Source organism: Phenylobacterium sp. (genome assembly GCF_024508875.1).
In the GTDB taxonomy this organism is placed as follows: Bacteria; Pseudomonadota; Alphaproteobacteria; order Caulobacterales; family Caulobacteraceae; genus Phenylobacterium.
The window spans coordinates 9,167-14,522 of the sequence record NZ_JANINU010000005.1; the positions used below are offsets into that span (position 1 = coordinate 9,167).

The following is a 5,356-nucleotide window of genomic DNA, read 5'->3' on the forward strand; positions in this document are numbered from 1 at the left end:
TTCGCAGAAGGCCGCGTAGATGGGCCGCTTCAGCCTTGCGCGGCAGGCGCCGCAACCGGCCCCCGCGCCCCAGGCGCCCGTCGCCGCGGCCGCGCCCGCGCCGGCTCCGGCCCCGGCGCCTACTCCCAAGGCCGAGCCGAAGAAGGCCTCGCCGCCCCGCGACGCGCACCTTGATCTGCGCCTGCGCCTGCACTCGCGCCTGATCGACGAGCTGGACCTCGCCAAGCTGGACAAGCTGGACGAGGGGGAAATGCGCCGCCAGGTGCTGAACCAGGTCACCCAGTTCGCCCAGGCCGAGCGGATGGCGCTCAACACCAAGGAGCTCGCCGAGCTCGGCGCCTCGATCTACGACGAGATGGTCGGCCTGGGCCCGATCGAGCCTCTCCTCAAGGACGAGGCGATCAACGACATCCTGATCAACGGCCCGTTCCAGGTGTACGTCGAACGCCGCGGCGAGCTGGAACTGACCCCGATCCGGTTCCGCGACAACGACCACCTGCTGCGGATCGTCCAGCGGATCGTCGCCGGCGTGGGACGCCGGATCGACGAGAGCCAACCCATGGTGGACGCCCGCCTGCCCGACGGCAGCCGGGTGAACGCGGCCATCCCGCCCATCGCCATCGACGGCTGCTCGGTCTCGATCCGGAAGTTCTCCAAGAAGCCGCTGACGCTGGAGAAGCTGGTCGACTTCGGCGCCATGACCCAGGCCATGGCCGACTTCCTGTGGGGCGCCTCGCGCGCCCGGGTCTCGACCGTGATCTCGGGCGGCACCGGCTCGGGCAAGACGACCCTGCTGAACGCGCTCTCGGCGGCCATCAGCGAGGGCGAGCGCCTCATCACCATCGAGGACGCGGCCGAACTGCAGCTCCAGCAGCCGCACGTCGTGCGCATGGAGACGCGGCCGCCGAACATCGAGGGCAAGGGTGAGATCCGCCAGCGAGAGCTGGTGAAGAACGCCCTGCGGATGCGTCCCGACCGCGTGATCCTGGGCGAGGTGCGCTCGGAAGAAGCCTTCGACATGCTGCAGGCCATGAACACGGGCCACGAAGGCTCGATGGCCACGATCCACTCGAACAATCCGCGCGAGGCCATCAGCCGTCTGGAGCAGATGGTGGCCATGGGCGGCATGAACATCGGCCCGGAGGCCGTGCGCTACCAGATCGCCTCGGCCGTCGGCCTTGTGGTGCAGGTGAACCGCCTGTCGGACGGCAAGCGCAAGGTGACCCACGTCACCGAGATCGTCGGCATGGAAGGCAACGTGGTGCAGATGCAGGACATCTTCCTGTTCAACCGCACCCACACCGACCCCGACGGCACGGTCCACGGCGAGCATCGCGCCACCGGTCTGCGCCCGCGCTGCCTGGACGAGATGCTGCGCCGGGGCATTCCCTACGACACGGCCAACTTCGATCCCACCAAGGTCCTCTGACCATGGAGATCGACGTCAAGACGATCGTGATGGTGATGATCGGGGCGGCGGTTTTCGCCGGCGTCCAGGGCCTCAGCGGCCTGCTCACCGTCGCCACCCAGAAGCGCAAGCTGAACCAGCGCCTGAAGGTCGGCGAGAAGGTCGAGGGCATCTCGGCCCTGGTGGTGGAGCTGCGCAAGCAGCGCGGGCTGAACGCCAGCGGCGCGCGCAGCGAGCGCCTGCGCTGGCTTTCGAACCTGATCGTCGCCTCGGGCCTGCCCTACGACCAGCGCAAGTGGCTGACCTACGTCGCTCTGGCCGGCCTGGTGGGTTGCGTGGGCCTGGGCGTGCTGAGCCGGACGCCGTTCGGGTTCGTGGGCGGCGCGCTGCTGGGCGGCGTGATCGCGCCGCTCGGGTTCCTGAAGCTCAAGGCGAACAAGCGCAACAGCGCGCTCGGGTTCCAGCTGCCGCAGGCGCTGGACATCATCGTGCGCAGCCTCGAGGCCGGTCACCCGGTGCCCGCCGCCGTCGCGCTGGTGGGCCGCGAGATGAGCGACCCGATCGGCACCGAGTTCGGCATGGCGGCCGACGAGATCGCCTACGGCGCCACGCTGGAACAGGCCATCGAGCGCATGTCCGAGCGCTGCCAGCATCCCGACATCGACCTGTTCGCCGCGACCGTGCGGCTGCAGGAGCGGACGGGCGGCAACCTCACGGGCCTTCTCAAGCTGAACGCCAACACCGTGCGCGACCGGCACAAGATGCGCCTGAAGATCAAGGCGGCGTCGTCCGAGGGACGTGCGTCCGCCATGATCCTCACGTCCGCGCCGTTCATCGCGATGGGCGCGATCATGATCATCAACCCGCATTTCTACGGCGACGTGATCGACGAGCCCATGGTGCGGTACGGACTGGCCGGCATCGGCTTCTGGATCTTCCTCGGCAACATGATCATGCGGCGCATGATCAACATGCGGCTCTGACGCCATGTCCCTCGAGAACATCATCTACCTGGGCGGGCTGGCGCTGACCCTGGTGGCGCTCTGCGGGTTGACCTACATGGGGGTCGCCGAGCTGCGCGTTCGGGCGCTGCGCCGCAACCGCCTGGCCGGCGCCACCGCGGGCGGCCGTCCCGGCGGCCCGATGGTGGAGAAATCGGGCGGCGCGCTGGGCGAGCAGGTGCTCTCCACGATCCGCCGCCTGGGCCAGCAGAGCGCCGTGCGCGACCCGGCCAAGGTCTCCCAGCTCCGCTCACGCCTGATGCAGGCCGGCTTCTACAGCCGCGAGGCTCCGGTGGTCTTCCTGGGCGTCAAAGCCATGGCCCTGCTGGTCGCCACCATCGCCGTGATCATGACCCTGCCCATGATGATGGGCCACAAGGGCGGCAACGTGGGGGCGCTGGCCCTGGCGGTGGGGGTGTCGCTGCTCGCCCTGTACGGACCGGAGTTCGTGCTCAACAGCCGCAAGACCAAGCGGGAGCGCGAGTACAGCGAGGGTTTCCCGGACCTCCTCGACCTGCTGGTGGCCTCGGTTGAGGCCGGCCTGTCGCTGGACGCCGCCGTCAGTCGCGTGACCGAGGAGCTGGAGCGGCGCTACCCGTCGCTGACCGACCACCTGCGCTTCCTGGTTCTCGAACTGCGCGCCGGGCGGGCCCGCAAGGACGCGTGGACGGCCTTCGCCGACCGCCTCGGCATCGAGGACGCCCGCGCGCTGGCGACCATGCTGCGCCAGGCGGAAGAGATGGGCACCAGCCTGGGCGAGACGCTGTCGGTGTTCTCCACCGACATGCGCCAGAAGCGGATGCTTCGCGCCGAGGAGAAGGCGCTGGGGCTGTCGGCCAAGCTGACCGTGCCCCTCATCCTCTTCATCTTCCCGTCGCTGCTGGGCGCCCTGATGCTGCCGGCCATCGCCCGCATCATGCAGATGATGGCGAAGTAGCTAGACCCCCAGCGGGCGGTACGGCCCCAGGATCAGTTGTTCGAACACGCCCACGCCCTGCTGGTCTGGGCGGCCGGGGACGGACAGTGTCGCCTTGCTGATCGCCTGGATATGCAGGTTGCCAAGGTCGTTCGGGTCGAAGTTGGCGCAGTCGATGTCCTCGCGCGCGACGGCGAGCTCGCCCTTGAAACCGCCATGGCGCCAGTCGCCGCCGTAGCCGATGCCGCGCATCAGGAAGGTGTTGCCGGTGGGCTCGATCCTCACGGTGGCCGCCCCCTGGTCCATCGGGATGGTCAGCACCCCGCCGGCGGCGTGCTTGGTCCCGGGGACGAGGGTCGTCTCCATGACAGCCGCCTCGGTGTGGAAACCGCCCTCCGGGCCGGCGCCGTCCTCCAGGATCACCGCGCGGGTGTTCCACGGCTTGCCGTCCTGGTCGGCGTTGATGTGGAAATAGACGCTGCGGTCCTCGAAGTTCAGCGGCGACCACTGCCAGAAGAACTGCGGGAAGCCCGCGCCCGGCAGCGGCTGCGGATCGGCCGCGCCCACCGGTCGGATGCCCCAGGAACGGTCGCGCGTGCCGACCCAGCCCGAGACTTCGATGCGCTGGCCGTCCACCTGCAGCCAGCCCGAGGCGCGGACGTTCTGGGTCAGGCGGGTGTAGTCCATGAACAGGCGCGGACCGTTGCGCTTGACGAAGCGCGGCTCCTCGATGGGGAAGGCGCGGCCCTCGAAGGTGATCTCGCCCGCCACGCCCTCGGTCCCCGCCAGCGTGACCTTCAGGATCCGCAGCGGCTCGATGACGTCGATGCTGATCGGCCCCACCCGCAGGTCCATCCGCTCCATGCCCAGCACGCGCGAGGCGTGGATGCAGGTCTCCTTGCCGTCCTTGACGATGGCCACGTGGGCGTCGGCGACGTTGAGGGCCGGATACACGCCGTAGGCCACGGCGACGAACGCCGAGCCGTCAGGGGCGTAGGAGTTGAAGAAATAGCGGTCGTAGAAGTTGCGGTCGGACCCGGCGTAGGCGATCGGCTCCGGCGTCTGGTGGATCGGGTATTCGTCGCCCTTGGTCAGCATCGTCTCGCGCCCTCCGGTTGACGCGCGGTCATGCTTGCGGGCCGTCGCGTGCGGGTATCAACTCGGGCCACGATAAGAACAACGGGAGGCGCCGTCCTGCATGACCTCGCGTCATGCCGGCGACGAATTTGCGATGAGCGTCATGACCTCGGCCGACCACCGCATCCCGCAGGGCCATGCCGACAACCTGGCGGACCCGGCCGCCTACGCCGACGGCCGCATCCATGAGACCTACCGCTGGCTGCGCCGGAACGAGCCGTTCGGCGTCGCCGACATCGAGGGCGTGGACCCGTTCTGGGTGGCGACCAGGCACGCCGACATCCTGGAGATCAGCCGGCAGAACGACCTGTTCCACAACGGCGACCGCAACCCGGTTCTGACCAGCCAGGTGGCGGACCGCAAGGTGCGCGAGATGATGGGCGGCAGCCCGCACCTGCTTCGCACGCTGATCCACATGGACGCGCCCGACCACCACAAGTACCGCGCGCTGACCCAGGCCTGGTTCATGCCGCAGAACCTGAAGTCGCTGGAGGACCGCGTCCGCGGCATCGCCCGCTCGGCCGTCGAGCGGATGGCGGCCAAGGGCAGGGAGTGCGACTTCGTGAACGAGGTGGCGCTGCACTACCCGCTGCACGTGATCATGGAGATCCTGGGCGTTCCCGAAAGCGACGAGCCGCGGATGCTCAAGCTGACCCAGGAGCTGTTCGGCGCCACCGACCCCGAGCTGGGCCGCAAGGGCGAGGACGCCGACAAGCCGATGGAGGAGCGCCAGATCGACTTCGGCGTCATCACCGACTTCTTCGACTACTTCCGCAGGCTGTCGGAGGCGCGGCGGGCGAACCCCACCAGCGACCTCGCCAGCCTCATCGCCAACTCGAAGATCGACGGCCAGCCGATCTCGGACCTGGAGGCGATGAGCTACTACATCATCGT

Annotated in this window: 4 protein-coding genes and 1 pseudogene; 4 read left to right on the forward strand and 1 reads right to left on the reverse strand. The window is 68.9% G+C overall.

Annotated elements, in window-relative coordinates:
- The first annotated feature begins 19 nt into the window (after positions 1 to 19).
- From Q0L11_RS01180 to Q0L11_RS01190, 3 genes are read left to right on the forward strand one after another with little or no spacing between them, the layout of a single operon-like run.
- Positions 20 to 1,429, forward strand: a complete 1,410-nt coding sequence (locus tag Q0L11_RS01180; RefSeq protein ID WP_296595013.1) for a CpaF family protein — start codon at positions 20 to 22, stop codon at positions 1,427 to 1,429.
- 2 nt (positions 1,430 to 1,431) lie between these two features.
- Complete coding sequence (locus Q0L11_RS01185) at positions 1,432 to 2,391, forward strand: type II secretion system F family protein (RefSeq protein ID WP_296595014.1); 960 nt, start codon at positions 1,432 to 1,434, stop codon at positions 2,389 to 2,391.
- A gap of 4 nt (positions 2,392 to 2,395) precedes the next feature.
- A complete protein-coding gene (locus Q0L11_RS01190; protein ID WP_296595015.1) occupies positions 2,396 to 3,346 on the forward strand; it encodes a type II secretion system F family protein in 951 nt (316 codons plus the stop codon).
- Here the strand turns inward: Q0L11_RS01190 and Q0L11_RS01195 are convergent, their stop codons facing one another.
- The gene (locus Q0L11_RS01195; protein WP_296595016.1) at positions 3,347 to 4,423 is read right to left on the reverse strand and encodes a hypothetical protein; all 1,077 of its coding nucleotides are present in this window, start codon (positions 4,421 to 4,423) and stop codon (positions 3,347 to 3,349) included.
- Between the two features lie 100 nt (positions 4,424 to 4,523).
- Here Q0L11_RS01195 and Q0L11_RS01200 point away from each other — a divergent pair.
- Positions 4,524 to 5,356: pseudogene (locus tag Q0L11_RS01200) on the forward strand (cytochrome P450); the annotation flags it as partial.

What these genes read in the sequence shown, in the direction of transcription:
- Q0L11_RS01180 (WP_296595013.1), top strand. Translation starts at nt 20, where the DNA reads ATGGGCCGCTTCAGCCTTGCGCGGCAGGCGCCGCAACCGGCCCCCGCG.
- Q0L11_RS01185 (WP_296595014.1), top strand. Translation starts at nt 1,432, where the DNA reads ATGGAGATCGACGTCAAGACGATCGTGATGGTGATGATCGGGGCGGCG.
- Q0L11_RS01190 (WP_296595015.1), top strand. Translation starts at nt 2,396, where the DNA reads ATGTCCCTCGAGAACATCATCTACCTGGGCGGGCTGGCGCTGACCCTG.
- Q0L11_RS01195 (WP_296595016.1), bottom strand. Translation starts at nt 4,423, where the DNA reads ATGCTGACCAAGGGCGACGAATACCCGATCCACCAGACGCCGGAGCCG.